Source organism: Bacillus sp. FSL W8-0102, assembly GCF_038007225.1.
Classification (GTDB): domain Bacteria; phylum Bacillota; class Bacilli; order Bacillales; family DSM-4216; genus Bacillus_O; species Bacillus_O smithii.
Genome location: NZ_JBBOWT010000001.1, coordinates 2134079 through 2159043 on the forward strand (window position 1 = coordinate 2134079; position 24965 = coordinate 2159043).

At 39.8% G+C, this 24965-nt stretch carries 24 protein-coding genes and 2 pseudogenes; 11 read left to right on the top strand and 15 right to left on the bottom strand.

From position 1 onward, the window contains the following. The first annotated feature begins 93 nt into the window (after positions 1 to 93). A complete protein-coding gene (locus tag N1I87_RS10230) occupies positions 94 to 810 on the top strand; it encodes a metallophosphoesterase family protein (protein WP_341101574.1) in 717 nt (238 codons plus the stop codon). Positions 811 to 990: 180 nt separating this feature from the next. On the opposite strand, the gene N1I87_RS10235 is transcribed toward N1I87_RS10230, so the two are convergent. Continuing rightward, a complete protein-coding gene (locus N1I87_RS10235; RefSeq protein WP_003352780.1) occupies positions 991 to 1197 on the bottom strand; it encodes a YbxH family protein in 207 nt (68 codons plus the stop codon). A 219-nt stretch (positions 1198 to 1416) separates the two neighbouring features. After that, positions 1417 to 1560 (bottom strand): hypothetical protein, encoded by a 144-nt coding sequence (locus N1I87_RS10240; RefSeq protein WP_341101576.1) that lies wholly within the window; start codon positions 1558 to 1560, stop codon positions 1417 to 1419. Positions 1561 to 1974: 414 nt separating this feature from the next. Here N1I87_RS10240 and N1I87_RS18075 point away from each other — a divergent pair. The 3 genes and pseudogenes from N1I87_RS18075 (at position 1975) to msrA (ending at position 5419) form a co-directional block, all read left to right on the top strand. Then, a pseudogene (locus tag N1I87_RS18075) lies at positions 1975 to 3812 on the top strand (electron transport protein). Positions 3813 to 4118: 306 nt separating this feature from the next. After that, positions 4119 to 4451, top strand: a complete 333-nt coding sequence (locus N1I87_RS10255; RefSeq protein ID WP_003352775.1) for a winged helix-turn-helix transcriptional regulator — start codon at positions 4119 to 4121, stop codon at positions 4449 to 4451. Between the two features lie 437 nt (positions 4452 to 4888). After that, positions 4889 to 5419, top strand: a complete 531-nt coding sequence (gene msrA / locus N1I87_RS10260) for a peptide-methionine (S)-S-oxide reductase MsrA (RefSeq protein WP_048623233.1) — start codon at positions 4889 to 4891, stop codon at positions 5417 to 5419. Positions 5420 to 5844: 425 nt separating this feature from the next. Here msrA and N1I87_RS10265 read toward each other — a convergent pair whose 3' ends face one another. The 3 genes from N1I87_RS10265 to N1I87_RS10275 form a co-directional block, all read right to left on the bottom strand. Further along, the gene (locus N1I87_RS10265) at positions 5845 to 6513 is read right to left on the bottom strand and encodes a DUF2642 domain-containing protein (protein WP_341101581.1); all 669 of its coding nucleotides are present in this window, start codon (positions 6511 to 6513) and stop codon (positions 5845 to 5847) included. A gap of 232 nt (positions 6514 to 6745) precedes the next feature. Next, on the bottom strand, positions 6746 to 7654 hold the full coding sequence (locus tag N1I87_RS10270) for a spore coat protein (RefSeq protein WP_341101583.1): 909 nt from the start codon (positions 7652 to 7654) through the stop codon (positions 6746 to 6748). 109 nt (positions 7655 to 7763) lie between these two features. Beyond that, the gene (locus N1I87_RS10275; protein ID WP_341101586.1) at positions 7764 to 8852 is read right to left on the bottom strand and encodes a CotH kinase family protein; all 1089 of its coding nucleotides are present in this window, start codon (positions 8850 to 8852) and stop codon (positions 7764 to 7766) included. 205 nt (positions 8853 to 9057) lie between these two features. On the opposite strand from N1I87_RS10275, the gene N1I87_RS18080 reads away from it, so the two are divergent. After that, positions 9058 to 9720: a CotG/ExsB N-terminal domain-containing protein gene (locus N1I87_RS18080; RefSeq protein ID WP_445285692.1), complete on the top strand. Its 663-nt coding sequence runs from the start codon at positions 9058 to 9060 to the stop codon at positions 9718 to 9720. Positions 9721 to 10040: 320 nt separating this feature from the next. On the opposite strand, the gene N1I87_RS10280 is transcribed toward N1I87_RS18080, so the two are convergent. Together N1I87_RS10280 and N1I87_RS10285 are read right to left on the bottom strand one after the other, a co-directional pair. Next, the gene (locus N1I87_RS10280; protein ID WP_341101588.1) at positions 10041 to 10334 is read right to left on the bottom strand and encodes a YxcD family protein; all 294 of its coding nucleotides are present in this window, start codon (positions 10332 to 10334) and stop codon (positions 10041 to 10043) included. Further along, positions 10322 to 10762, bottom strand: coding sequence for a hypothetical protein (locus N1I87_RS10285; protein ID WP_341101590.1), 441 nt, complete (start codon positions 10760 to 10762; stop codon positions 10322 to 10324). The genes N1I87_RS10280 and N1I87_RS10285 overlap by 13 nt, the downstream gene beginning before the upstream one ends. Positions 10763 to 10995: 233 nt before the next feature. Here N1I87_RS10285 and N1I87_RS10290 point away from each other — a divergent pair, with 233 nt between their 5' ends. Next, on the top strand, positions 10996 to 11763 hold the full coding sequence (locus N1I87_RS10290; RefSeq protein ID WP_003352766.1) for a DUF1836 domain-containing protein: 768 nt from the start codon (positions 10996 to 10998) through the stop codon (positions 11761 to 11763). Between the two features lie 117 nt (positions 11764 to 11880). Here the strand turns inward: N1I87_RS10290 and N1I87_RS10295 are convergent, their stop codons facing one another. The 3 genes from N1I87_RS10295 to N1I87_RS10305 all read right to left on the bottom strand — a co-directional run bounded on the left by N1I87_RS10295 (position 11881) and on the right by N1I87_RS10305 (position 14428). Further along, positions 11881 to 12276, bottom strand: a complete 396-nt coding sequence (locus N1I87_RS10295; RefSeq protein WP_048623225.1) for a cytidine deaminase — start codon at positions 12274 to 12276, stop codon at positions 11881 to 11883. Positions 12277 to 12361: 85 nt separating this feature from the next. Beyond that, positions 12362 to 13018: a deoxyribose-phosphate aldolase gene (gene deoC, locus N1I87_RS10300; RefSeq protein WP_003352764.1), complete on the bottom strand. Its 657-nt coding sequence runs from the start codon at positions 13016 to 13018 to the stop codon at positions 12362 to 12364. A gap of 228 nt (positions 13019 to 13246) precedes the next feature. Beyond that, a complete protein-coding gene (locus N1I87_RS10305) occupies positions 13247 to 14428 on the bottom strand; it encodes a NupC/NupG family nucleoside CNT transporter (protein ID WP_270584306.1) in 1182 nt (393 codons plus the stop codon). A 538-nt stretch (positions 14429 to 14966) separates the two neighbouring features. Here N1I87_RS10305 and N1I87_RS10310 point away from each other — a divergent pair. From N1I87_RS10310 to yhfH (N1I87_RS10320), 3 genes are all read left to right on the top strand, one after another. Then, on the top strand, positions 14967 to 16010 hold the full coding sequence (locus N1I87_RS10310; RefSeq protein WP_341101289.1) for an IS30 family transposase: 1044 nt from the start codon (positions 14967 to 14969) through the stop codon (positions 16008 to 16010). Positions 16011 to 16350: 340 nt separating this feature from the next. After that, positions 16351 to 16485, top strand: a complete 135-nt coding sequence (gene yhfH, locus N1I87_RS10315; protein WP_003352761.1) for a protein YhfH — start codon at positions 16351 to 16353, stop codon at positions 16483 to 16485. Positions 16486 to 16585: 100 nt separating this feature from the next. Then, complete coding sequence (yhfH, locus tag N1I87_RS10320; RefSeq protein WP_003352759.1) at positions 16586 to 16720, top strand: protein YhfH; 135 nt, start codon at positions 16586 to 16588, stop codon at positions 16718 to 16720. A 198-nt stretch (positions 16721 to 16918) separates the two neighbouring features. Here the strand turns inward: yhfH (N1I87_RS10320) and N1I87_RS10325 are convergent, their stop codons facing one another. From N1I87_RS10325 to N1I87_RS10340, 4 genes and pseudogenes are all read right to left on the bottom strand, one after another. Further along, the gene (locus N1I87_RS10325) at positions 16919 to 17245 is read right to left on the bottom strand and encodes an AzlD domain-containing protein (protein WP_003352756.1); all 327 of its coding nucleotides are present in this window, start codon (positions 17243 to 17245) and stop codon (positions 16919 to 16921) included. After that, positions 17236 to 17967, bottom strand: coding sequence for an AzlC family ABC transporter permease (locus tag N1I87_RS10330; protein WP_270584592.1), 732 nt, complete (start codon positions 17965 to 17967; stop codon positions 17236 to 17238). The genes N1I87_RS10325 and N1I87_RS10330 overlap by 10 nt, the downstream gene beginning before the upstream one ends. Before the next feature lie 467 nt (positions 17968 to 18434). Beyond that, positions 18435 to 19970 (bottom strand): annotated as a pseudogene (locus N1I87_RS10335) (FAD-dependent oxidoreductase). A gap of 164 nt (positions 19971 to 20134) precedes the next feature. Continuing rightward, on the bottom strand, positions 20135 to 20320 hold the full coding sequence (locus tag N1I87_RS10340) for a cold-inducible protein YdjO-related protein (RefSeq protein WP_040340877.1): 186 nt from the start codon (positions 20318 to 20320) through the stop codon (positions 20135 to 20137). 716 nt (positions 20321 to 21036) lie between these two features. On the opposite strand from N1I87_RS10340, the gene N1I87_RS10345 reads away from it, so the two are divergent. Together N1I87_RS10345 and N1I87_RS10350 are read left to right on the top strand one after the other, a co-directional pair. Further along, complete coding sequence (locus N1I87_RS10345; RefSeq protein WP_341101592.1) at positions 21037 to 22482, top strand: amino acid permease; 1446 nt, start codon at positions 21037 to 21039, stop codon at positions 22480 to 22482. A 341-nt stretch (positions 22483 to 22823) separates the two neighbouring features. Continuing rightward, a complete protein-coding gene (locus tag N1I87_RS10350; RefSeq protein ID WP_341101593.1) occupies positions 22824 to 24038 on the top strand; it encodes a CynX/NimT family MFS transporter in 1215 nt (404 codons plus the stop codon). A 46-nt stretch (positions 24039 to 24084) separates the two neighbouring features. Here N1I87_RS10350 and map read toward each other — a convergent pair whose 3' ends face one another. Beyond that, positions 24085 to 24828, bottom strand: a complete 744-nt coding sequence (gene map / locus N1I87_RS10355; protein WP_003352749.1) for a type I methionyl aminopeptidase — start codon at positions 24826 to 24828, stop codon at positions 24085 to 24087. Between the last annotated feature and the right edge of the window lie 137 nt (positions 24829 to 24965).

A 24965-nucleotide genomic window follows, 5' to 3' on the forward strand; every position in this document is an offset into this window, starting at 1 on the left:
AATGTGGTATAAAAAGAGTGGATTTGCATTTACGGACTGGCAACTTAAAGATGATTCCAATATCCTTTTCAATGAAAAAGAGGTGCATAATGAATGAAAGCTGCTTTTATCTCTGATATTCATGGAAATGCATTCGCACTCGAAGCCGTTTTGGAAGATATCGCCAAAAAACAGATTGATCAAATTTATGTGCTAGGTGATCTTTGCTTTCGAGGGCCGAATCCAAAACAAGCTTTAGACCTGATTCGTTCATTGAATGCCAATGTGATCAAAGGAAATGCCGACGAATGGGTGGTACGCGGCATTCAAAAAGGAGAAGTACCGGATGAGGCGCTGGATGTAATGAAAAAGGAACGAGAATGGACAGTCGCTCATCTAGATTCGGCGGATATCGATTATTTACAAAACCTTCCGCAAACTCTCCAACTCAACTTGAACGGTACGGATATCCTAGCGTTTCACGCAACTCCAAACAGCTTATTTGACATCATTCGTCCCGACACCGATGATGTTCATTTGGAAAAAAGGCTAATGGCCGAAAACATGGCTGATTTTTATATTTATGGTCATATTCATTTACCTTATATCCGTTTCTTGAACGGCAAAACAGTATTGAATATTGGCAGCGTCGGATTACCGTTCGACGGCCAAGCGATGGCTTCTTATGGTATCGTGGAAGCAGAAGATGGAAATGTACGCGTTTCTATTGAACGAGTAAACTATGATATTGAAAAAACAGTACAGCAATATATGGAAAACGATTATCCTAATAAAGCCATGATTGATGTTGTGCGAAACGGTCGGCTGTAATATACATAACGGTACAAATAATGGTACAAATATGTCCTTCCTAAGAATGAAGGTTAGACATATGTGGAGTATGATTTTTTGTATTCTTCTTAAATGCGATTCATCATAAGGAATGCCGAAGAAAAGGGCTGATCTTTAGATCAAGCCCTTTTTCAATCAGTTTTGCCATTTCACATGACTCTAATTTGAAGATGGCGTAATCCGATTGTTTTTACAATATTGTTCTACTAACTCCTCAATTTGATCAACATCCGGATATTTTCCTGAAAAATCAAATGTAATTTCATCCAGATATTTTCCATTTCGATACACATGTACAGCACCTTTTTGATAAGTCACACTGAACTCCGGCACAAACCGATATCCGTTCCGTTCAATCGCTCCCATTCGATCCCCCCTTTTTATTTTGCTCTTTTAGAAATCCAACGCTCCCTGCATTAAGCAAAGGACAAATGGATCAATTCTCCCATTGTTCTTTATTGCTTCCTTATAGTCATGTCTTTTGCTCTTTGCTCTCGAATTCTCACTATCCAATATATGGTAATGAGGATCGTGAAGCGATAAGAAAGTAGTCAAAACGATAACCACGGACTCTTCCCGTTTTTGTTACTGTTTTCGATTGATTTTCTTTTTCTCTTCCCTTTTTGATGCGCTTTTGATTAACTTTCCATCGAAACGATCGGGGGCTTTTCCCGCTCCAAGGGCTATGTTGGAAATTGGCAACTGTTCTAATTCTTTTCCGCTCGGCAAATGATTCAACTCCTTACTACATTGCAAGTTTTTTTAGTATACCCTTTGCCGTTTTAATTTACTGGTCGAGTGACCCCCATTTTGCGTCCATTCAAAATCTACATTTGTTTCTTTATGAACTCATTTTCTAATCGATTTTCTTTTTACAATCCACAAGCTACATCCAACCGTGAAATGTATTAACATACGGAAATAAAGTTCCACTGAACCGCCTTCACTTGTCGGAATAAACGATATGTTTTCTAGAAACAATAAAAAACGTTGGCTGCCCGCTGTATCTTAAATTCGATACGTTGTTTCAATACATCTTCTTTCCAAAATCTTTATTTCCAAAACATTCATCATCTAAGTCATTCATCTGGTTTCCAACATTCCATCATAAAAGAGCAACAGGACGACGGGGGGATCGCTTTGATAAACAAGTCTTGGTTTATAGCCATCATAGGATTCATCATTTTTATCGCAGCCATTGTTTATTTTATAGATCTTGATTATGCCTATGTCCCTGATAAAGAGGACATCATCAGTTCTTATCGAAATGTAAACAGCTATGATTGGTACGGACAAACACTCAGTCTCTCTGAAGGAAATGCAAAAAAACTTTCAGAAAAGAATGGTGCGGTGAAAGTGGACCATGATTTGTTTGAAAAAGGAAGAGACGCTTTCTATAAAGAAACATTTGGAAACGAAGTATTCCTTACAGACATTATCGGCATTTTGGATGGGCCGTTAACGGCACCTAATTTGATGAAAGCCATCCTTGCTCTAAAAGGGGAAGGTACAACCAATTTAAAAGTAGAACTGGCAAAAGACGTTAAGATCGGCGGGCAATCATTCAAAAAAGGTCAGATGATTTCAACAGGCCTTGATGTTCCAAAAGGTTCTTTTGCTCCTTTAGGTATGCCTGTTTCATTTTCTAAAGGAGAGTTTAAAGCTGGCATTAGCTGCGCGGCTTGCCACGCGACGGTCGATCAAGAAACGAAGCGTGTAGTGGAAGGCGCGCCCCCAACTCAGATTTAAATGCAGGTCTGCTCCTTGCTTTAGCACCCAATACAGCTGCCTATTTCACTCACGCGAATATTTCTAATTTTTCTCAATTCCTTCAAAAACAGGGGAATCTTAAACTTCCCAATAAAGAAAAATTAGAAGAGTCGGTAGACAAGACATTGCTCCTGTGGCCACCAGGGAATTTTGACTCCACGATTGATTTAAAAGGAAATCCAGCTCAAATCCCTTCCTCTTTTACCTTCCAAAATTTCCCTTATAGTTGGAGTGGATTTGGCATGGCTGGTTCATTCCACGGATTAACCGTTTTTAACAATAATGTTCATGCTCAAAATTCCGATTCCCTTTCACAAGCAGATATTGCCAAACCGCTCTTTGACATTGAGAAAGAAACCTATATTGGAACCATTTTGCAAAATGCGGCTAATCCAAAATTTCGGTTCGATCCAAGCAAAGGAAAAAGCCCTTCCGCTTTTTTCGCTGAAGTGGATCCGACGCCTGCAGCCCCAGGAATAAACGAAATGGTCAAACCTCCGACATTTCCAAACGTATCTCCGGTTGCCCCGGATGGTTTAATCGTCAGCAGCCCTGGGTTTCATTTTAATGAACAAAACAATGCAATGTCTGCTTTTCAAAATGCGCTCGTTCCACCTAAACCGAACATAACCATTAGCAACTCGGAAACCGATGATGGGTACAACGTTTTTTCGAAAGCAGGATGCATTAAATGTCATGCCGGCTCTTATTTTACTAACCATCAAATCGTTCCGGCGGACGAAATTGGGACAGAACCGTCAAGAGCAAAAGCTCTGGCCAAAACAGCTAAAATTTTTACAAAACCTCTTCTCTATTCACCGACTGAGAATGTGCCGATCAGAAAAAATGCACGTGTGCTGAAAATCCCGATGAACAACATTGACGAACAACAGCTGCGATTAGGTTTTGCACATGATGGAAAAGGCGGTTATAAAACGCCGAGCTTGATCGGCCTTTATTGGCAAGCACCTTATCTTCATGACGGTGGCGTCGCAGTAGGGTATGAACGTAACTACGGCCTTACCGGCACACTTCTCAAAGGAAAACCGGTCGATCCATACAGAAGCATCATCGCGCTTGTGGATCGAAAAGAACGCCAAAAAGTCATAAAAGCGAATGCCCCTCTCCATTCCGTCCATATAACCGGCGCTGGCCATTCGTTCTGGGTCGATCAAGAGAACGGCTTTACGAAGAAAGAACAGATAGCTTAAGCGAAATATTTGCTATCGTTAAACAAAGGCCGGACGGAACAAAAATAAACGTGCTAAAAAGGATCTAATGATTTTATTCATCAGATCCTTTTAAATTGGTTTTGTGAATCATTATCCAAAATTTACCATTAATGTATTTGATTAAATTTTTCTCTTAGCTGAGAAACGTAATAAAACCGATTCAAATTGATCCCAATTCTGATTTGAATCATTTTCAAAACTAGAAACTTTTCCTCATCTGCTATTGACTATGAAAGATTACAAGCATATGAATTTAGGTTATAATGGGTTCCAGAGGTGATCATATTGAGCCAATCAACCTTATGTCCCAAATTTGAAAAAGCAATGAACATTATCAGCAAACGTTGGACAGGTTTTATCATACATCAACTGCTTTCGGGTCCACAGCGTTTCTGCACCATTGAATCTTCTATTCCGATCAGTGGTCGACTGTTATCCGAAAGACTAAAGGAATTGGAGCAAGAAGGAATTGTCAATCGAAAAGTATATCCAGAAACACCGGTAAGAATCGAGTACTCTTTGACGGAAAAAGGGAAAGCATTGGAACCCTTCATACGGGAGCTGGAAAATTGGGCAAACGAATGGGTGGTCATTGAAGATCACTGTGAACAGGAGTAAGGCAAAGCTTCATTCATTGCTTTGCCGCCGCAACGAATCCCCTGCTTCCTGTGATATGAAGATGATCTGCTCCTGAAAAATGTAAGTCATTATGATCTGTTTATCGATGAAAGAACGACTCCTATTCGTTGTATCGTGAACCATCAAAACTTTGTTGTATTCTTCATTTTAAAAAATCTTTGAAATGAGTTTGTTTTCGCTTTTATTCAAGGTCATCACCGAAAGATGATTGGCCTCACACGAATCATCCCGACACCACTATTTCCCTTTTCAATTTATTCTGGATGCCGATGTGATTCTCGACCTCCTGCTCCTTCCTTTCAACTTTTTTTCTACATATACAGAATGGCTGTTTCATCTCTTTTATTGCCGTTTTATTTCTTTTAGTGATAAAATGAGCATTGTATCGTGAAACCAACGTTTTGAGGTGTTTAAAAATGAAAAAGCAATTAGAAAAAGCAACGTTTGCCGGTGGATGTTTTTGGTGCATGGTAAAACCTTTTGATCAATGGGATGGCATTCATAAGGTAACTTCCGGTTATACAGGAGGACATGTGGAAAATCCAACCTATGAACAAGTCAAATCCGGCAAAACAGGTCATTATGAAGCAGTGGAAATTCTTTATGATCCAACTGTTTTTCCTTACAGCAAAATTTTAGAAATTTATTGGCAGCAAATTGATCCGACAGATGATGGCGGACAATTCCATGACCGAGGAGACAACTACCGAACGGCCATTTTTTATCATACAGAAGAGCAACGAAAATTGGCAGAGGAATCAAAAGAACGCCTCGAAAAAAGCGGTAAATTCAAAAAACCGATTGTAACCAAAATTTTGCCTGCTTCTACTTTCTACCCTGCAGAAGACTATCACCAAGATTTTTATAAAAAAAATCCAGAAGAATACAAGAAAGACAGAGAAAAATCTGGACGGGATCTTTTTATCAAGGAACATTGGGGTAAATAGACAGTTTGACTTTCTATTTGGTCGTTTTTCCTTCAAACGCTCTTTTTGTTAGTGAGCGTAAAATCATGAAATCAAAATAAACAAGCAGACGGAAAAATGTGTCTGCTTGTTTATTTTTTGGATAGGGAATTGGTTTTTTAGTATACCCAGTTCCTTTCTTAGCCTCATATGCATACAATGCCAATGATCAATCGATGTCGAAACGATATTTTTAGGGAGCGAAATGACCGTCATAACTCTTTTCCTTCTTCTATGCGACCTTGATTGATACAGCTTGGTCGTCATTCGAGCGACTGCCGGTTATGCTCTAGTCAGTTCGGATTCCCTTTATTTTTCAATTTATAAATTCATTGAAGTTGTCCATTTTTAAAGCTTCAGCGTGTCTATTATTCTTCAAAGCCAATGAGTCGTTATTCATTGGTTTTTCAAGGGAGATGAAACATTTTCAAATGAGAGAGCTTCCAAAAAACCGTTCGACTATCTGCCGCGGCAAGTTTGACCATATTGTTCTCTACGTTTTTCAACAGTCCGATTTTGTCTGCTTCCTCTCCCAAATCAAAAACCACTAACGTTTCTTTGTATTTTTTTAATTGTTCTTCAAACGATCTAGCCAACGGGATGTTCAAAGGAACGACAGGAAGTTCTTTGCTGCTTAGCGTATATGGGGTGGATGGAACAGAGTATGGTGTAAGCCACTTTAAATGGTGCATGGAAATAAAAACAGTTTTATAAACGGGAGAGTAAAATACGATGTAATCATTTAATACACTCGTAATATAACCATGGAGGGATTTGTTTCTGGCAACGAATAATTCAAGAAAATGTCCTTTTGCGTTTAACAGTGTTTTTCGGTAAGAAAGTTCATGATCGTCATCTTTAAAGCCGACGGTCACAGGCGGCTGAACGCCTGTCAATTCGTTTTCGCTCCGTTCTTTAATGTTATGGACATGCAAAAAAGGAATATAAAAATCTTTGCGTCCATCAAACAGGACTAATATATCAGAGCCAATATCCATTAAAATTCCATAAAGCTTAGTCTTATCGGATATCTCCAATTCAATTTCCGTGCCGATATATTTTTTTAATTGTTCCATCTTATTCTCCTTCCTATCCTATAATAATACCAGGTGCACCAGTGTCGCATACTCATGCACCCAGCACGATGGCAACGATTGTGGATATCGGTTTTCCGTTCCCAATAATCGTTTTCTTTCTCTACCTCATCCTTTTGTTCCGCTATGATGGATCACTATTTTTAATTCTGGCTGTGGAGCGAGAGGTGCTATATCTTATTTTGGATTCTATCCGATCTTATGGAAGTTCTTCTTAACTATGCAGATATCTAGAATGGGATCGTTTTTCAGATCGTCTTCCGGATCTTCTTCCGGATCGTCTTTCGAGGGATGGTTTTTTTTCTTTGTGGAGTGATCTTAGTGGATGATCTTCCTCGGCTTCAATTTGGTCGTTTTCTTCTTTTTTATCCGTTTTTGGACCTATACTTATGCATTTAATATGAAACGGATTGATTCGTATAATTTCATGGTTGTTCGTAATGGTGAAATATCCTCCAGCATTTTCCACTAAAATGCCTTCCAAAGCATCGGGACCTCGGCGATTGATCAATACCCATTTATGCATCAATTGATCAAAAAGATCAGCAAAATATTCGGCTTTTAATATCTCGTGGCTAATAGAAGTCGAAGGTTTGGATGACACTGAAACCATTGTTTGATCAGAATCTTTCGTTTCGGTTAAATGATTAGATTTTATTCCCTTAGATAGTTTCAATGCACTTTTCACATGATCAAGATTAAAATACACGATCTCGTTGTTTTCCAATGCCAAGATAATATAATCGTTGCTTGTTTCCAGTAATGTTCCGACAACCAAATAAGGCCCGCCTTGATTGATTTGAATATACTCGTTTTTTAAGTGGCGGAATAGATCACTAAAGCTCTCCTCTTTAATAAAATCCAACTCCTCGTCCAGTTCCTTTACTGGTTGATTGGCTTTGGAATCTTCACTTACGCTTTTGACATGATGAATTTGATAATAAACGATCGTATTATGTTCAAGCTCTAAAACAATATAATCTGACTGAACGTCCAACAAACGTCCCGTTTTTGCTTCGGGATCGTTGCGATATATAGTAACCATCCGTCCTTTTAAGGATTCTAAAAAGGATTGAAATCGCTCCTTGTTGCACTGATGGTTCAAATTCGATTTCTTATTCATTCATATCCTCCTTGTTCGTGATCCATATGGTATAACTACAGTGCATGTATACTCATCACAAGGAAGAGATGAACCTTGTAGTTGCCTATTCACAAAAATTTCCACCTTACTAATCCAATACTTGTAAATGATTTCGAATATAATTTCCTCTTTTTTCAATAAAACGCAAGATGAGTTCAGGTTCATTTTCAAATTGCATCTGACGGTCTCTTATATAGGGATCTTTTTGTACATACGGTTTAATTTGTTTGTAGAGCTGTTCCACTTTCGGCTGCAAGTTTGCAACGGTATATTTTTCTTCCAATATTTCTTGCAAAATCAATTGATACTTTTTTCGAAACGAGGGAACGTCCAGAAGTCGAGCTGTAAGAGTATTATATCCTTGAATTCTTACATAATCTTCCGACATTTCCTTTCCATTGATGTCCCTTCCCCATGTAGCATCATAATCCCAAGGGATAATTTCAAATAAACCCGTTTCCCTGTTCAGATATAACGCGTAATTATGAACAAATCCATCGTAATTTTGAGTGCAGACGATTCCGGAAAGCCAGTATAGATATTGCTCGACATGAATGTATTTTTGAATCTCTTTTTCGAATTCTGCCCGCGGAGTAGTATTCAATTTAAGAATCATCTCTTGCAAGTAAAATATGTCTTGTTCATTCCCCCATTTCATTTCATATCCTAAATCCAACGAACGTTTCACTTCCTTGTCTAGATCACTCATTAATGAAAAATTGGCATCCCCATCCACCGCATAAAAAATGGCCCCTTCTGGCAAGCTCCTTTTCTTAAGAAAACATTCATCTACAGATTCCAATTCTAAATAGATCCCTTCGTTTCGGCTATTTATGGACAAAAAAATATGCTGGGAACGCGGCGACAATACGCCTATTTCGTTGAAGAAATCAAATGATAATTTATTTCGGATGACGGCCGGATCTTTAAACTCTGCATTCAGATGAATTTCTTTCGCTCCCCTGTATATTTGGGGTTTATAAAAAGCGATATGATAAGATTTTTTTTTAAATTTTCTGATATGCGAACCACGATAAGCGATATCAATTTCAAGCTTCTTGTTGCCTATTTTTAATTTTGCCGGCAGTGGTTCATCGTTCCAAATATCTCTTCTCAGCTCTTGGTAATCTTTAGGATGGATATAAAGTTCATATTGAGTCAAGTTGTTTTTATCCATCTCTCTCCTCCTCGCTCCATATAAAAAAATCTCGCATGATTACTATAATCATATGAAAAAAATAAGAGGGTGACACCTGAAGACACCTTCATATTTTTTTTACAAAAACTACATATTTGTCTCAGGCAATTCCTTGTTGTCCTCATACTATGAATCGTGAAAAGAAATTTACATTTTTTATATAATTTTTAAAGGAGGTTTTCACATGGGACAGATCACCCATGATGATATTAAAGAGGCCGTTGAAAAAGCAACTGATGCTGGGTTAGAGGATTTTATGTATCAAGATCCAAGCGTCGTTAAGGAAGTAAAAGGCGGTCCATCAACGTCCCGCTGGTCGAGCACCTCTTCTAGGCGCTCTTCCAGACGTTCTTCTAGGAGTTCTTCCAGACAGACTTCTAGGCGCTCTTCCAGACGCTCTTCTAGGCGTTCTTCCAGACGCTCTTCCAGACAGACTTCCAGACGCTCTTCCAGACGCTCTTCTAGGCGTTCTTCCAGACGCTCTTCCAGACGGACTTCCAGACGCTCTTCCAGACGTTCTTCCAGACGTTCTTCCAGACGTTCTTCCAGACGTTCTTCCAGACGCTCTTCCAGACGTTCTTCCAGACGCTCTTCCAGACAGACTTCTAGGCGCTCTTCCAGACGTTCTTCCAGACGCTCTTCCAGACAGACTTCGAGACGCTCTTCTAGGCGTTCTTCCAGACGGACTTCTAGGCGCTCTTCCAGACAGACTTCTAGGCGCTCTTCCAGACGCAGTACTTCTAGAAGTTTTTTTCAATATTCAAGTGAGACGGCCAGAAACCGCTTTGTAACCAAAAAAAGATTCTGGAAAAACGGAAATATGTGGGAACTAAGATTGGCTAAATAATTATGCTAAAGGATGAATGGTTTTTCCTTTCATCCTTTGTTTCATTTCCATTGGAAAATTTCCACTTAGAAAATTCTCGTTGTTCCAACATTTTTTATTGTGTTTAAACCGCGTTTTCCCCTACGTTGAAACATGTATGATTCTTCTGTTATTTCATTAATCCCCATTCTTAGATGTTATTTATTTCATCATTTTCAAACTTTTCATCTTTTGGTGGGTATAAGTCTACAAATATGCGCAATGTTTTCATGAAAAATAAAATCTCCTCGGGTTTTACCCAAGGAGACTTCAATTGCCACTATAGAAAATTTTGGATATCTTTATTCGCTTATCATAGCGATAATTCCTTCATGATCATCTAATTTCAGTTGAATTCCAGCCGCATACGGATCGATTTGATACTCGTTCTTAATCCAACCTCTGATCGCCTCAATAAGTTGTGGTTCTGTCAATGGATGCAATACGCCTGCAATTTCTCCTTCTGCTCCAAATCCAGTGTCATCATCGTACAGTAATTCAGTAATGACATCTTCCGGGCGAACATTTGCTTTCGCCGCTACATAAACACAGACGGCATTTATGATTTCTTGTTCAGAAAGTTTTAACGTCTCCATGAGTCATACTCCCTTTGATGTCTGCGATTAAAGATCAATCTTATAGCGCTCACCACCAGCATGACAACGGCATATAGAAGAAATAAATTGATGACAAATCCCAGCATGGAGCTGATTGGTCCGAGACCATGAAACAAACTTCCTGCTAAAAATCCGCCTAGACCACCCAATAAAAGCCCTTTGGCAAAACTGCCTTTGCTGCTTTTTGGTGGAACCGTATGAGTGTATGGGGTAGTGTTCGATTTTGACGAATTGAAGATGCTAGAATTTTGATTTTTGTTCGGAACAACTTGCTGGCTGTGACTCGGCTGATAAAATCCTTTTCCAGATCTGTATCCTTTTGCCGATGCGCTGTCTACCATACCTAGTCCAACAAGGGAAAAAACAAGAGCCAATGAAGAAAGCCATTTAACCCATTTTTTGAACATCGATGAATTCGACTCCTTTTCTATAATTTTTCATTTTAGTTTAAAGAACTGTCATGTTCAGGTTCTTATGAACTTATTATATGATCTTATTCAAAAATATTCAAGTAGAATTTCTTTCATTTTGAAAAGAAAATGTAACGACATGAAGTTCATTTAGTAACAAAGTCATTTGACTTTCTTAATATCAAAGCGTAAGATAAGTTCAAAAGAACTTGTAAATAGGAGGAAACTTCGTGAATACCTTTCAATTAACAAGAAAGGAAATGGCGTTCCTTCTCCTTTCATTAAAAGGTTGGAGCAAAAAACCACCGCTTTCGGTACTGCAAGAAGCATGGATTCACTCTGAAGAACATGGTTCTCTCTCCGAACTCGATCCAAATGCTGCGAACGTTGGAACGCTTCCGCCCATTTTTGAAAAAATCATAAAAACGAATAAACTCGATAGAGGTTTTTCTTTAAACGAAATAGCAGCACTTGGCAATCAAATCGAGTACACTAATTTTTCTGTCACGGCGTTACAAAACTGGATTAAACGGGATATTAAAGAAATGATCGGCTCTCCCCAAAAAGGAAAAAAATATTCACTTGAGCAAACCGCGCTTTTATTCATTGTAGAGGATTTAAAAACAGCCCTTGACTTTGAATCCATTCGTCAACTATTAAAGTTGATTATCAACGATCCTGATGACCAAAAAGATGATCTCATCAATCCTATTCATCTGTATGCATGTTACTCTACCCTGTTTGAAGAAATCAATGATCATTCTTTGAGCGAAAACCGCTTACCGAATGAAGGAACGATCGAAACGATCGAAAGAATTATTAAATATAAGGCAGAGGAAATGGTTCAGGAGCATTTCCAGCTGGATGAAGAAAAGCGAAAAGCGATTAAAAACATTATCATCATTGCCGTTTTATCCGTTCATACGGCTTATTTTCATATGCTTGCTAAACGTTCTTTGTCCGCTGCTTTATTTTTGCAGAATTTACCTTTTTCTTAAGAGTAAAATAAAAAAGCTGGCTTAACCGATGAAAAAGCCAGCTCGACTCAAAACTGAAATGAGTGATTATTTCTTCCTGCAATTTGGGATCAAGGACATCTCCTTAATCCCCTTTCATTAATCTAAATGACTTGGTGAAAAAGCATACGGCAACAGTTCCTTAACGGTTGTCTCTTTTCTTTCTCCTTTTAAATTCGTTAAAATAACCGGCATATCCGGAGGGCAAAATTCTGCAATCACTTGGCGGCAAGCTCCACAAGGCGAAATAGGACCATCCGTATCCCCGACCACCGCCAACATCGCAAAATCAGTTTGTCCTTCCGAAATCGCTTTAAAGATGGCCGTTCTCTCTGCACAGTTACATAGACCATAAGATGCATTCTCAATATTGCATCCTGAATAAATGTCTCCGCTTTTAGTCGCTATGGCAGCGCCCACCTTAAAATGAGAGTAAGGGGCATATGCTTTTTCTCTCCCCGCGACAGCTGCTTGAATCAACGTTTCGCTAATCAAGTCCCTTCCCCCTTAGAGAAATTTTGTAAAACGGGAGCGGGCTGAAAATGTGCGGATTTGTTGTCCTCTTTACATTTCTAACATTTTAAGCTTGGCCTGTCACAATTTTTACGCCCGCACTGGCTCCGATACGATTTGCCCCTGCTTTTTCCATCGCCAGCAAGTCTTCTGCAGTTCGAATTCCTCCAGAAGCTTTCACCCCAAAATCCGGTCCAACCGTTTTACGCATTAATGCAACATCTTCCACTGTTGCTCCTCCTGTCGAAAAACCGGTAGATGTTTTGACAAAATCTGCTCCGGCTTTGACTGCTAATTGACAAGCGAGCACTTTTTCCTCTTCTGTCAGCAAGCAGGCTTCAATAATCACTTTCACCAGCGCTTTTCCCTTTGCTGCTTCCACGACGGCTCGAATATCATTTTCCACCAATTCCAGATCACGACTTTTAAGAGCCCCGATATTGATCACCATATCCACTTCTTCGGCTCCATTTTGAATGGCATTGGTCGTTTCAAAAGCTTTAACTTCAGGCGTGGTTGCGCCGAGTGGAAAACCGATGACGGTACATACTTTCACATCGGTATCTTTTAAAATTTCATAAGCGGTTTTCACCCAAACCGGGTTTACGCACACCGAAGCAAAACCGTATTTTTTGGCTTCTTCCGCCAACCGGACGATATCATCCTTCGTAGCATCGGCTTTTAATAATGTATGATCAATCATGTTTGCTTTTTCCAACAACATCGAAGTACATCTCCTTAACCGTATATTTTTCTATCGGCAGCAGCTGCTATTTCCTTTTAAAGTGTAACAGGATCTTGTCTTATTTTCAAAGCCGAAAGATGTGAAATTGCCATGAATTTTGAATTTCACCCTCACTGATCACCGCTGGCATCCATGGTATCACTCTACTTCCATTTTGTTAAACCACAACATGAAGACCGATCCTTTTTATTCAACCACCATTCCCCATTACAAAAATAAACCGATAATCGTCCCGGATAAAATGGACGCCAAAGTTGAACCATACAATAATTTCAAGCCAAAATTCGCCACTGCGTCTCCTTGTTTGTCATTTAACGCTTTCACGGCGCCAGTGACAATTCCGATCGAACTAAAATTCGCGAAACTGATCAGGAACACGGAGACAATTCCAACTGTTTTTTCGGACAGCGAGTGGGATATTTTTGTAAAATTAGCCATCGCCACAAATTCATTTGTCACTAATTTTGTAGCCATGATGCTGCCGGCTTTGACTGCTTCTCCCCAAGGAACACCCATTAAAAAGGCGATAGGAGAAAAGACATAGCCGAGTATTGTTTGGAATGATATATGGAAGACCAGCGTAAAGAGATAATCAATTAAGTTGATCAATGCAATAAATCCAATTAACATCGCTGCTACAATAATAGCTACTTTCAGCCCATCCATGATACTTTCGCTGATCATTTGAAAAAAGCTCAATTTTTTTGTTTCTTCAACGACAAGCAAGTCCTCTTCCTCTGAAATTTCATAAGGATTAATGATATTTCCGACAATCAAAGCGGAAAATATATTGAGTATTATCGCAATCACGACGTATTTCGGCTCCAGCATGGTCATATAAGCACCGACAATCGATATGCTGACAGCGCTCATAGCCGACGTACATAGTGTGTACAAACGCTTCCGGGAAATGTGTCCAATTTGCTTTTTCGTCGTCAAAAACACTTCTGATTGTCCTAAGACAGCAGAAGAAACCGCAATGTAATTTTCTAGTTTCCCCATCCCGTTTAGTTTGCTTAAAACAAGGCCAACATATTTAATAATCACAGGCAAAATTTTGAAATAGTTCAAAATACCGATCAAAACCGAAATAAAAATAATAGGCATTAACACATCAAGAAAAAAATTGGATATCCCTTTGTTTTCCAACCCTCCAAAAACAAAGTCGACCCCTTTACTGCCCATCTCAAGCAATTTACTGAACATTTTCGACACAAATCCAATGACCGAAATGCCTGCTTTTGTATTAAACATAATAAAAGCAAGTACTAATTGGGCAATCAGCATAGTAAAAATTGCCTTATAGCGCACATGTTTTCGATCATAGCTGACCAACATGGCAAGCCCATACACTAACAGCAAACCAGTTAGAAAAAAAACAACTCTCACAGCAGCTCTCCTCCAATAACATGTTAATGGCAGCGGTTTCAATCCAAACTAAAAGAAATAATTAGAACCGCTGCCCAAATGAATAGACGATCTATCCATTCTCGAAAATACTATACCAAGATATCAATCTATTGTAAACAACGAAATAAAACAGCTGTGTACACGAAAAGCTCGCGGCGAAAAAGCTGATTGGACTAAAGTGAAATGACAAGTTTCATTCTTTTAAAAAGGAGCGACTTCTGTTTTTTCAAGTGAAGCGATAGAAAATCTGTTTCGCTTATTTTGGATTAAGCGGAACCATTTTGTTCATACTTTTATCATAGTAAAAATTCTTTTACGACCCTTTTTCCTTTCATATGGAAATAAATAAAAATTCTATTGCATGAAAATTAGATCCATTCTTTTCAGCGAATATTCATTTATATTTTATTTTGGCTAGTTGTATAATCAAATGCAACAAGCATAAAAAATGAAAAACCATAGATAAACCACGTATGATTAAGTCGACTAAAACAATATCGATACGGAGGATTTATCTATGGCAATTACTAATTCTACCATAGGAGCTCGGCATTTCAAACACTTAACGGCTTATGACCGTGGGAAAATTGCGGCCTTACACGCTGCTGGTAAGACTCAACAGGAGATTGCAGATTATGTTGGTTGTCACAAAAGCACCATCTCCCGTGAGTTAAGAAGAGGTACAGTGCCACAAAGAAAAAGCAACGGGAAAATTGTTCATGTCTATTTTCCAGACACAGGTCAACTTCTCTATGAGAGAAACAGGAAAGCCTGTGGCCGCAAGCTAAAACTAGACGATGCCATCGAGTTTATTAAGTATGCCGAAACTCAGATCCTTGATAAGAAATGGTCTCCTGATGCGGTATGTGGGAGAGCCAAACGTGATGGGAAATTCAAAGACAAAATGGTTTGCACCAAGACCCTTTATAACTATATTGATCTAGGACTTATAGGCGTTAAAAACATTGACCTACCTATGAAAATTACCCTGAACACCAAGAAAAAACGTAACCGGAAGAATAAGAAGATCTTAGGACGCAGTATCGATGAGCGACCAATTGAAGTCAATGAACGCCAAGAGTTTGGTCACTGGGAAATTGATACGGTTATAGGCAAGAAGACTAAAGATCAGGCCTTATTGACTCTTACTGAGCGCAAAACCCGTAAAGAAATAATTTTGAGAGTGACAGCCAAGGATAGTCTATCCGTTTCAGAAGTCATATCTCAGTTGAAAGTGTCTTATGGTAATCGGTTCTCTAAAGTGTTTAAAACCATTACGGCTGATAACGGTTCTGAATTTGCTGACCTCGGCCTTAGTGTTGAAAAAGATCTAACAGAGGTTTATTTTACACACCCTTACACATCCTGTGAACGAGGAACCAACGAGCGTCATAATGGCCTTATTAGGCGCTTCATACCAAAGGGGAGACCCATTTCCTCTGTGGCAGAAGAAACCATTACTTATGTTGAAAATTGGTGTAACCATCTTCCAAGGAAGATCCTCAATTATCGTACACCTGAGGAGTGTTTCCAAATAGAGTTAGCTGGCTTAGCTTCTTAACCTTAAGCCAGCTAACCCAAAGGGTTGGTTTTTAGCAACTTGACAAAGAGCCTCTGCGGGCATGGCTACCAGCCATGAAGCCAGGTATACGGTACTGGCTGGGCCAACCAGGCTACCATGCCCACCACTCCACGTCAAGTCGCGCAGAGTGTCCCGATTCTACTTAATCATGGGTTATCTGGTCTTTCAATACTTGTTGCATTTAATATTGCAATTTAAGTATATTTTATTTTTTTAAATTTTTTAAAAAAGGGGTACACAACAAGAAAAATGTTGTGTATACTGTATTATAACAGAAACAATATTTTATAATCTGTATTATAAAAAGGAGGTGCCTGAAATGGTTCAAAGTCCGGTTGAATTTTTCCAAACCATATCCATTAAAGTTTGTTCGGTATGCGGCCAGCATATGGATGAGCAAGCGGAATCTTATATGATGGAGTGTGATCGCTGCCTTGCGCAATCAGAAGAATAACATCCGTTTCATCCACTTCATAAGTTCATTATTTTTTCATTGAGACAATATTCGGCTTCATTAGAACAAAAATGAAAAAATTTGATAAGGAGGAATAAAAATGGTTCCAAGTCCGGTTGAAATGTTCCGTGATCTTCCTAAAAAAGTTTGTCCGGAATGCGGTGAATATATTGAAGAACAGGCTGAATCGTATATGATGGAATGCGACCGCTGCTTAGCCAACAAAGAAGAATAAGCTTCTTAACATTGCTTAGACCTTTGAAAGTCCAGTTGATCGGTGGATGGATGTACGGATCGGTATTAAAGGAGCAGTTGGTGGCAACCAAAAAGGTAAACTGGAAATGGAAAAAAGAAGCTCTTACGGTTTTTCATCTATTAGGACGGTTAAAAAATGGGAAGGAAAATGATTCCTTCCCGTTTTCTTTATTCTAACCTAAATAAAAAAGCGCGCAGCCATCATCGCGACAATTCCTATCACAACCGTCCCTAATAAACTGCGGGTCGCAAGCGCCACCACAAATGCCGGTATGGCTGCCAACAACTCCAGTCGATTTTCCATGATCGAAAATTTTCCGTTTGAAAGCAGCAGCTCTTGCGCCAACAGGGCCGTCATGACCGCAACAGGCACATGGCTTAACCAACGTTCAGCCCATTGGGGCAATTGAAATCGGCTTAAAATCATCAGCGGAAGAATTCGCGGTATGATCGTGACAATCCCCGATCCAATAATGACCGCCAAAACATATGATCTTATTTCCATTTTTCAATAAACACCCCCGCTGTTGCCGCCACGATGGCTGCGGTAATCACTCCCGTGCTGCCCGAAACAAAAAAGCTTAAGATCACGATCGATGATGCACTGCATATAGCCACTGCTAAATCGACCATCCATTTTTTTCTGCTAGTAATCTGTAAAACAAGCAATCCAATAAACATCGCTGGCAGGGCAAAATCAAGTCCAAATGCATTCGGATCTGGAATCCATTCTCCAAAAAATCCACCTGCTACATTGCCAATTAGCCAGTTGACATAAGCAGTGACATTCAAACCGAGCATCCATTTAAAACTTCCGGCTGCTCGATTAGATAAATGATTCATCGCAACGCCAAATGTTTCATCCGTTAACAACGAACCGGTCAACACATTTTTCCACAAAGGAAGATGACGAAAATAAGGGGATATCGCTGCACTCATGAGAAGATGACGAAGATTAATAAAAAAGATCGTAAAAATAATAGCGGAAACAGGATTTGCGGCCGCGATCATTCCTGATGCAATAAATTGCCCCGATCCGGCATAAAGAATAAGGGAAATCAGCACAATTTCCGCGATGGTAAGCCCCGCTGTTTTTTCCACCACACCGGCTGCAAAACCGATGCTCCAATAGCCCAATAATGTGGGCACGCAGTCTTTCGCCCCTTGCCAAAACCCCTCTTCCGAATACGGATATGAATAAGTATTTATTCGAGCATTCTCTGCCATTATGTAGATCCACCCTTTACATACAGTGAATTTTCATTTTTTCGTCTACTTCCACTATAAATTGAATTAAAATTTTGTCAATTCCATGGCCAACCATTTATCATGAAAAGCAAAGCTTAAGGGGAGGCTATAAAGAGGGAGGTGGAAAAAGTGAACAACGTTCCAACAAATCAGTTTATTTATTATGGCATACCGACAGCCGCATATGTATTGCTAGGCATTTTAACCACCCTTTAAAAAAGGAAAAAAATAGAAAGAAACGTCCATCGCCTCTCCCATCCTTTTGAATTCGAAAGCCTTCAAAAAATATCATCTCCGCCAACGTCCTCATTAAGGCCATGATGGACAAAAACAATTTGGCGCCAAGCTACCGCCTAAAAATTCGATTCGTTCAGCCAACCATCAGCGGGGACACTGCCCCTGCTGATGGAAGTTTCCCTTATCCTTACCATCGAAACCAAATTTTTTCATTCTTCCACCTTATTGAGCGGCTGTTTCGCCGGTCCTTCCAATACTTCTCCTGTCACTGAATAACGTGACCCGTGGCACGGGCAATCCTAAGTACGATCACCACTGTTCCATTCCACTTCACACCCCATATGCCGGCAAGTGGTATCCACCATATATACGTTTTGATTTTTATCTTTATAGGCCCCCGCTCTTTTTCCGTTCACACGAATGACAGAGCCTTCATCCGTTTGTAAATCATCCACCGTTTTTAACGGGGATTCCCATTTCCCTTTTAATAAATGCCCCGCGACATTGGTATTTTCTCTAATCAATGTTTTCACTGATGGATCCACGTTGAAACGAGAAGGAGTAAACAACTCTTCATAAGGATTGGGCTTTTCTAAAATTAAATCACTGATTAATTGGGCTGCCGCTGTTCCATTTGTCATTCCCCACTTTCGAAAACCCGTTGCAACATAAATATTCGGTTTTTCGGAAGTGATTCGCCCAATAAAAGGCACTTTATCTAATGTCGTCCAATCTTGCGCCGACCAGCGGTACAAAAATTCGTTGATTCCAAATGTTTCTTCTGCGTATTTTTGCAGTGCTTCATAATGATGTATCATAGAAATCCCTTGTCCAGTCTTATGACGTTCCCCGCCTACAAGCAATATTTTTTCATTGTCGCACAGCGTATACCGCAACGATCGTGTTGGTTCTTCAACCATAAGATACATGCCGCCAGAAAATGTTTTTTGAGGTTTGACGGCAAGAAGATAAGATCGTTCTGGATACATTCTGGCAAAATAAAATCCTGCCCCATCGTAAAACGGATAATGGGACGCAATGACTACTTGCTTACATGAAATCGTGCAGCCATTTCTAGCAACAACTTTTATCTCATTCCCTTGCTCTATATCCACTGCGGTCGTATTTTCAAATATTTCTGCTCCTTGATGTTCGGTCTCTTCCAATAGTTTTTTTAAATATTTTAACGGATGGAATTGGCCTTGCGTATTCATCCTAACAGCTGCTTTTACGGGTATATCAATGGGAATAGAGTTGCGATAGTCTCCCTCTATCCCCAGTTTTTCATAGGCCTCCATCTCCTTTTCAAGTTTGCTGATATAAGAATCCGTATTCGTGTAGAGATAAGCATCTTCTTCGGTAAAATCGCATTCGATTTGATGACGTAAAACGGTGTCGCGGATAAAATGTAAGGCAGACATATTCGCTTCATAATAACCACGTGCTTTCTCAAATCCAAAATGTTCCATCAATTCGTGGTAGATTAAACCATGCTGAGCGGTAATTTTGGCAGTTGTGTGCCCCGTTGTGCCAGTGAGAATTTTGCCAGCGTCGATCAGAGCGACTTTCATTCCTGCTTTTCCTAATAAGTTGGCAGAAGTGATTCCGACAATTCCGCCACCAACAATGGAAATGTCCACCTCTATATCTTTCTCCAGTTTCGGAAAAGACGGTAATTCCAAATTGGATCTCCAAAAAGACTCGGGAAATGGAGGCATGTGTTGGCTTGCATTTTCCGAAAACATCCAATTCCTCCTTCATGGGGTTAGTATCTAAAGGAAATCTTCCCCAAAAAAGAGGACTTTATTCTTTTTCTAAGCGTTTGTGGGAACGCCTTAAAGTAAAGCGAGAACATAAACTCGTCATAAAAAAAGAAAAGCTGCCACTTATAGGCAGCTGCCATCATACATTAGTTCTTTTTGATTGGATATAACTCCCGTATCTCTTCTTTCATTTCACTTCCGCAAATTGGGCAATGCAAATTGGGTGTCGCAAATTCTTTTCTCATCCAAACATTGCAATCAGGCGATTGGCAAGCGTAGACACTCGTTTCGACCATTTCAACTTCTTCTTGATTCCGTTTGTTATAATACACAAATAAAGACCCCTTTATTATAATTGATGATGTTTCTGCAAAACACAAAAAGCCCGATCTCAAGTAGAATGAGGAACAACTTCATAACAGTATACGACCAATTTTGGGATGAGGGCCCTGACTTTACTGATAAAGCAACAAGTCGTACTTCTATCTTACCACTTAATTGACAGAAAGCCAATCTCGCTCAAATTTCTAGTCCTCCCATTCGTTCTATTGAATGGCTACTACGTATTAAGATTATGCCTCGAGAAGACAGATTATAACCTTAAAAGACCGATTTTAGTGAGAACGACTTCAAAATACCATTCGCTTCCTTTTTCCTTAAGATATCGTGAAACTTACAGCAAAAGGATTTTTCTGCGGATAAAAATAACAATAGGCGAATTGTGTGGATTGTTGTATATTTATTTTGCGTTCTAAATAATCATACCATCACAATGAAGAATGATAGTCATTTCTGCAAAAATATACAAATAATGATCGATTGACTGATCGGGCTGTTTTCAACGTACTTGAATACTATTTTGAAGGCATATCCGAAAATTTCAAACGAGACGGCGGTAAACGTTACCGGATGAAGGATGCATAAAAAACATACCTGCCTGGTTGCGAATAAATAACCACATTCTCATTACATTTTCGCAAATGTCAATCCCCGTTTTACATTTGCAGCACCGTTTCGTCATCCAAGTAGAAAGGGGTTCATTGATTCAATGGAACAAAAACGATTAGGGTTTTGGCTTTTGACCGCACTGGTCGTTGGAAATATGGTAGGATCCGGAATATTCATGTTGCCACGAACGCTTTCTGAAGCCGCCAATCCAGCTGCTGTGTTATTGGGATGGTCTTTAACTGGTTTCGGTGTCCTCACAACGGCTCTTGTCTTCGGTAATTTATCCATCCGAAAACCAGAACTGAACGGCGGACCACAAATTTACGCAAAAGAACTGTTTAAAGAGGGATCAACACTTTCCACATTGTCAGGATTTATGTCTTCTTGGGGGTATTGGATCGGAAACTTCGCTGGAAATGTTGCTATTATCACTACTTTTACAAGCTATTTAGCAACCTTTTTTCCCATTTTAAACAGCAAAGCCCCGTTATTCACAATCGGAACCGTTGCTTTCAAAACAGGCAACGTTCTAACCTTTATTATATGCACCGCCATGCTTTGGTTTACACATTTTTTAATTTTAAGAGGAATTGAAGGAGCCGGAAAAATCAATTTTTTGGCCACGAGCGCAAAAGTGATCGGTTTCTTTTTATTTATTGTCCTAAGCCTGTTTGCGTTTCAAAAAAGTAATTTGCTTCCATTTACGGCTCCACGCTTAGATGATAGCGGACATCCATTAGGAATTTTAACACAAATAAACCACGCAGCTGTCTCAACACTTTGGGCTTTCGTAGGTGTTGAATCGGCTATTGTATTTGCCTCCAGAGCCAAAAAACAAAGTGATATAAAACGGGCCACTATTATTGGGCTAATGATTGCATTGGCGATTTATATCGGTATTTCCTTGCTGGTGATGGGCGTTCTGCCACAGGAAACTCTAATACATTCCGAAAAACCACTCGTGGATGCTATTGAAACCATCATCGGACCAATCGGAGCTTATTTAATCGCTGGATTGGGCTTGATTAGTTTAGCCGGCTCCACAATAGGTTGGGTGTTAATGAGCGCCGAGGTTCCTTATCAAGCGGCTAAGCAAGGATTGTTTTTAGCTTCTTTTCTAAAAGAAAACAAAAGAGGCGTTCCATCCTTTTCCTTATGGCTGTCAAACGTTCTTGGACAACTCTTTATTTTTTCAACCATATCCAATTCAATGGCCCATGCATTTGACTTTGTCATTTATATCGCCACATTGGCTTATCTCATGCCTTATCTTATTGCATCCTTGTTCCAGCTTAAGCTCGTTTGGACCGGTGAAACGTATCAGCTTAACAAAAGCCGGTACACCGATGGTCTTATTGCTTTATTGTCCACTATTTATTCCATTTGGGTCATTTATGCAGGTACTTCTGATTTAAAAACATTTTTGTTCGGAGCCGCTTTATTGGCTAGTGGACTGATCTTCTACCCTTCTTTGCGCAAACAAACTCAAGCCACACCTTTCACGAAAAACGGCAGGCTTTTAGCTAATCAAAAGGAGACCCCTTAAGGTCTCCTTTTTTTATTGTTCTCCTATCATTCTTTGCCCTGGCGACTGAAGAAAGTTCGCAATGTAATTTAGGATATGTCATGGCACATTTACGGCTGTCATGTTTTGAAATATGATATACTGGGATTCGAGTCTTTTTTCATTTAAGCTAATGGCCTTTTAAACGATCCGTTCAACCGACTGTATGAACTCCCTAAATGTTGATACACTCATCAACAGTTTGTGGATGGCGGATGAGTCTTAATGGATTGAGACGTTAAAATGGGAGGCCGTACCGTCATTTTGCAATCATTTTCCTTAAATTATTGACTGGATGCATGTGAATGAAAGGTGGTTTTGTCATGAAAGAAACGGCTGCGTTCAAACATTTTGATAAAAAATGGGTCTTCTTAGTAATAGGAATTTTATTCGTAGCAGCCAATTTACGCCCTTCTCTGACCGCAGTGGGGCCGGTGCTCGGTTTTATCAGAGAAGATTTAGGTATATCCCATTCCGTGGCCGGGTTGCTTTCCACACTCCCGCTTATGGCATTTTTCGTTTTTTCCCCACTGGTTCCTCAACTTTCTGGGAAGTTTGGAATGGAACGAACCCTCTTTTTCAGCTTGCTGTTATTGACGGCGGGCATATTCATACGTTCCTGTTCCTCTATTTTTACGTTATTTTTAGGAACATTTATGATAGGAACGGCGATTGCTGCTGGCAATGTTCTTTTGCCGGGGCTGATCAAAAGGGATTTCCCTCATCAAGTAGGGCTGATGACAGGCGGATATTCTCTTTCAATGAACACTTTTGCCGCACTTGGATCCGGCCTCAGTGTTCCATTGACTCATGCTCTTGGCTATGGATGGCAAGGCTCCCTTATGTTTTGGGCTTTGTTGTCGCTTGTGGCGCTGTTCATTTGGCAGCCTCAGCTCCGCCATACAACGATGAACCACTTACCAACGTATAAAAACAAGGAAAAAAACCGGCTCTGGAGATCCAAGCTTGCTTGGAAAGTGACGATTTTTATGGGTTTCCAGTCTTTTGTTTTTTATATATCCATTAACTGGTTTCCCAACGTTTTTCAAGATCGTGGAATGAGTGCTGAGGCATCGGGTTGGATGGTCTCCATCATGCAGTTTGTTGGTATGCCGGCGACCTTTATAGTTCCGATCCTTGCAGAGCGCTGGAGTAGTCAACGGCTTTTATCCACTATCGTCTGCTTGATCGGGATTATCGGCTATGCAGGACTTCTAATGGAAAATCCCGATTATACGATTTGGTGGGTTTTGCTCATAGGAATCTCGCAAGGAGCGACGTTCGGTTTAGCTTTGACTTTTATTTCTTTGCGGGCAAAAACGGATTATATGGCGGCAAGACTTTCGGGTATGGCCCAATCAATCGGTTATTTGTTCGCAGCATTTGGACCTTTTCTGTTTGGACTCATGCATGACTTGACTGGTCATTGGTACGTTCCCCTCTTTCTTCTTGTGGCAGCCACAGCCATTCAATTGCTTTCTGGACTAGGAGCAGGACGGAATTCGTACGTCTTAGAGGAAGATACAGCGAGTTCATAAACAGGAAGAAATCGACAGCCTCCTAGCTGTCGATTTTTTTCTCCTTCTACAAAGTCAAAATAATCGGCTTATCTTTTGTTACGATAATGGTATGCTCCACTTGAGCCACTAGGCTGCCGTCAGGAGTTTTGTAAGTCCATCCATCTCCTGCTTCTTCAATCATATCAGCCCCTGTAGAGATAAACGGCTCAACCGCAATGACAAGACCCTCTTTTAATAATTCATTATCCCACGGGTCGTAATAATTCAATATATGATCGGGCTTTTCATGAAGTGATCGGCCAACTCCATGGCCGGTTAAATTCAGGATGACAGAAAAGCCATTGCGCTTTGCTTCTTTCATCACTGCTTTACCAATTTGATTTTGTTTAGACCCCGCTTTTGCTTTTAATATTCCTTGTTGAAAAGCTTTCTCCGCCGTTTCACATAATCGATACAGTTCTGGATCCCCATTGCCGACAACAAATGAAATTCCCGTATCTGTAAAAAAACCGTCGAAAGACCCGGAGACATCAATATTTACAAGATCCCCTTCTTGAATGACCTTGTCGCCGGGTATTCCGTGTGCTACTTCATCATTCACGCTTATACAAGTATAGCCGGGAAAATTGTATTCTTTTTTCGGTCCTGATTCTGCACCATATTCTGCAAATAATTTTCCGGCTAATTCATCCAATTCCTTCGTTGTGATGCCGGGCTTTGTATGGATTTTTAATTGGTCGCGAATCGCGGCCATCACTTTACCGCTTTGCTTTAACCCTTCTAGTTCTTGTTCCGTTTTTACAATCATATCTCTCTTCCTTCTTATTTTGTAAATATTCGTTTCCTATACTATCTTACTTTTTTCTTTTTTTCAAAACAAATCATGCTGAAAGTTTGTGATAACAAATTCTAACTATCGCTTTTTCATTTTTTAGCTTACTTTTA

What these genes read in the sequence shown, in the direction of transcription:
- N1I87_RS10230 (WP_341101574.1), top strand. Translation starts at nt 94, where the DNA reads ATGAAAGCTGCTTTTATCTCTGATATTCATGGAAATGCATTCGCACTC.
- N1I87_RS10235 (WP_003352780.1), bottom strand. Translation starts at nt 1,197, where the DNA reads ATGGGAGCGATTGAACGGAACGGATATCGGTTTGTGCCGGAGTTCAGT.
- msrA (WP_048623233.1), top strand. Translation starts at nt 4,889, where the DNA reads ATGAAAAAGCAATTAGAAAAAGCAACGTTTGCCGGTGGATGTTTTTGG.
- N1I87_RS10265 (WP_341101581.1), bottom strand. Translation starts at nt 6,513, where the DNA reads ATGGAACAATTAAAAAAATATATCGGCACGGAAATTGAATTGGAGATA.
- N1I87_RS10270 (WP_341101583.1), bottom strand. Translation starts at nt 7,654, where the DNA reads ATGAATAAGAAATCGAATTTGAACCATCAGTGCAACAAGGAGCGATTT.
- N1I87_RS10275 (WP_341101586.1), bottom strand. Translation starts at nt 8,852, where the DNA reads ATGGATAAAAACAACTTGACTCAATATGAACTTTATATCCATCCTAAA.
- N1I87_RS18080 (WP_445285692.1), top strand. Translation starts at nt 9,058, where the DNA reads ATGGGACAGATCACCCATGATGATATTAAAGAGGCCGTTGAAAAAGCA.
- N1I87_RS10280 (WP_341101588.1), bottom strand. Translation starts at nt 10,334, where the DNA reads ATGGAGACGTTAAAACTTTCTGAACAAGAAATCATAAATGCCGTCTGT.
- N1I87_RS10285 (WP_341101590.1), bottom strand. Translation starts at nt 10,762, where the DNA reads ATGTTCAAAAAATGGGTTAAATGGCTTTCTTCATTGGCTCTTGTTTTT.
- deoC (WP_003352764.1), bottom strand. Translation starts at nt 13,018, where the DNA reads ATGTTGTTGGAAAAAGCAAACATGATTGATCATACATTATTAAAAGCC.
- N1I87_RS10310 (WP_341101289.1), top strand. Translation starts at nt 14,967, where the DNA reads ATGGCAATTACTAATTCTACCATAGGAGCTCGGCATTTCAAACACTTA.
- yhfH (WP_003352761.1), top strand. Translation starts at nt 16,351, where the DNA reads ATGGTTCAAAGTCCGGTTGAATTTTTCCAAACCATATCCATTAAAGTT.
- yhfH (WP_003352759.1), top strand. Translation starts at nt 16,586, where the DNA reads ATGGTTCCAAGTCCGGTTGAAATGTTCCGTGATCTTCCTAAAAAAGTT.
- N1I87_RS10325 (WP_003352756.1), bottom strand. Translation starts at nt 17,245, where the DNA reads ATGGAAATAAGATCATATGTTTTGGCGGTCATTATTGGATCGGGGATT.
- N1I87_RS10330 (WP_270584592.1), bottom strand. Translation starts at nt 17,967, where the DNA reads ATGGCAGAGAATGCTCGAATAAATACTTATTCATATCCGTATTCGGAA.
- N1I87_RS10345 (WP_341101592.1), top strand. Translation starts at nt 21,037, where the DNA reads ATGGAACAAAAACGATTAGGGTTTTGGCTTTTGACCGCACTGGTCGTT.
- N1I87_RS10350 (WP_341101593.1), top strand. Translation starts at nt 22,824, where the DNA reads ATGAAAGAAACGGCTGCGTTCAAACATTTTGATAAAAAATGGGTCTTC.
- map (WP_003352749.1), bottom strand. Translation starts at nt 24,828, where the DNA reads ATGATTGTAAAAACGGAACAAGAACTAGAAGGGTTAAAGCAAAGCGGT.